Raw genomic sequence first — 1,603 nt, 5'->3', positions numbered from 1 at the left:
ACCTAAAAGATGATTTTCTATGAACCTTTTCTCATTTCGCCTTATCTTATTTTTATCCATATTACGTTCCAAATAATCTTTCGATTTTATCCGCTTTTATTTTTATATCCTGTCCTTCTTCCGGCACTAACTTTCAGCTCCTCCCCGACTCACCAAATGCAGGCCGGGGTGGTATTCGTATCGGAAAATAAAAGAAAAAAGGTCAGGAGGTTATTTATTCCTGACCTTTGAAATATCCATATTGTGAAAGACCGTAATATTAATTAATTCGATAACGCCTGATTACGCTATACCAACTGAGATCATAGATATGAATGCGTGCGCTTATCTGGCTAGGTGAGTTTATCCATATAAATACATCAGCTCATCTACCAAAGCCCTTTCATCAGAACTGAATGGTTTTTTGCTGAATGTATCAATATGTTTAAATATTGCTCTAATCGGGATCGAGCGCTGATCATCAGATAATATATCGATGAAGCTCTCAGCATCTGGATCAATACCTAAAAGATGATTTTCTATCAACCTTTTCGCATCTCCCCTTAACTTATTTTTATCCATATTACTTTCCAAATAATATATCGATTTTATCCGCTTTTATGTTTATATCCTGTCCATCTTCCGGCACTAACTGTCAGCTCCTCCCCGACTGACCAAATGCAGGCCGGGGTGGTATTCGTAGCGGAAAATAAAAGAAAAAGCTCAGGAGGTTATTTATTCCTGACCTTTGAAATATCCAGATTGTGAAAGAACATAGGTTTAATTAATCCGCGAATGCCCGATTACGCTACGCTAATCGAGCCTACGGCCCTCGATTATTACAAAATAATCTAGGGCTCACTCTATTTAAAAGATACAACCTCAGTAATAACTCTTTTATTATCACGTTCAATAAACAATATCTTTATACAATTACTAGAATAGAACGAGTCAAAAAAGAATTTACTTATCCCCTTAGTTCCAGAACCGTCCATTTTTAGATAGTAAAGCTCTCCTATTTCATCTGAAAAGACATACCATTCATCTTGGTTACTTACAAAGCGCACAGTTTTCATTGTATTTTTCCTATTCGGTAACGATTTTTCCTTTTGGCATTTTCTTAGCCAAAGAAAAAATAACTTTATCTTTGTTCTCTTGACTCCAAAACTCTACAAATGCTTGAGTTCCGCCACCTCGATAGTGCTTACCTGCCTTCGATGTTTGTGGAGCAACTTCTCCTACATACATCACAGTACCTTCCTTCATTTTGACACTTGAGTGATGAGTCATTTCATTATAAGAATTGCGACCAAACTTTTTCAGCGCCAAGTCTTGTCGGGCTAGATATCTGGAGTTAGGTATATCACCAAGAGCAACATATGGCCCTTGAGGATTAGAACCTCCCCCCGAGAATCTATGACCATCAACATCTTTTAATAACTTTATTTTAACTGCTATGTCGTTTGTGAAACCTTGGTTGGCTCTAGGCACTTGCTCAATAACCTCATAAGAGTCTGGTGGCAAACTATTAAGATGTCTTGCAAGCACAGGATCTATATTGTGTATAGCAACTTCAGATTTCCCTTTATTATTCGGCCCATTCTCTTTTACATTTTTCAACCCC

General features: G+C 37.4%; 3 protein-coding genes. All 3 read right to left on the bottom strand.

Annotated features, from left to right (window positions below; translation table 11 throughout):
* Nucleotides 1-342 precede the first annotated feature (342 nt).
* Complete coding sequence (locus tag CUC53_RS15870) at nucleotides 343-561, bottom strand: hypothetical protein (protein ID WP_100295040.1); 219 nt, start codon at nucleotides 559-561, stop codon at nucleotides 343-345.
* A gap of 281 nt (nucleotides 562-842) precedes the next feature.
* Nucleotides 843-1,055, bottom strand: a complete 213-nt coding sequence (locus tag CUC53_RS15865; RefSeq protein WP_100295039.1) for a hypothetical protein — start codon at nucleotides 1,053-1,055, stop codon at nucleotides 843-845.
* 10 nt (nucleotides 1,056-1,065) lie between these two features.
* A partial coding sequence (locus CUC53_RS15860) for a hypothetical protein (protein WP_157798304.1) occupies nucleotides 1,066-1,603 on the bottom strand: 538 nt, incomplete at its 5' end.

This window comes from Aeromonas cavernicola, assembly GCF_002795305.1.
GTDB classification, from domain to species: Bacteria; Pseudomonadota; Gammaproteobacteria; order Enterobacterales; family Aeromonadaceae; genus Aeromonas; species Aeromonas cavernicola.
This window is presented reverse-complemented; position numbering and strand designations above follow the sequence as displayed.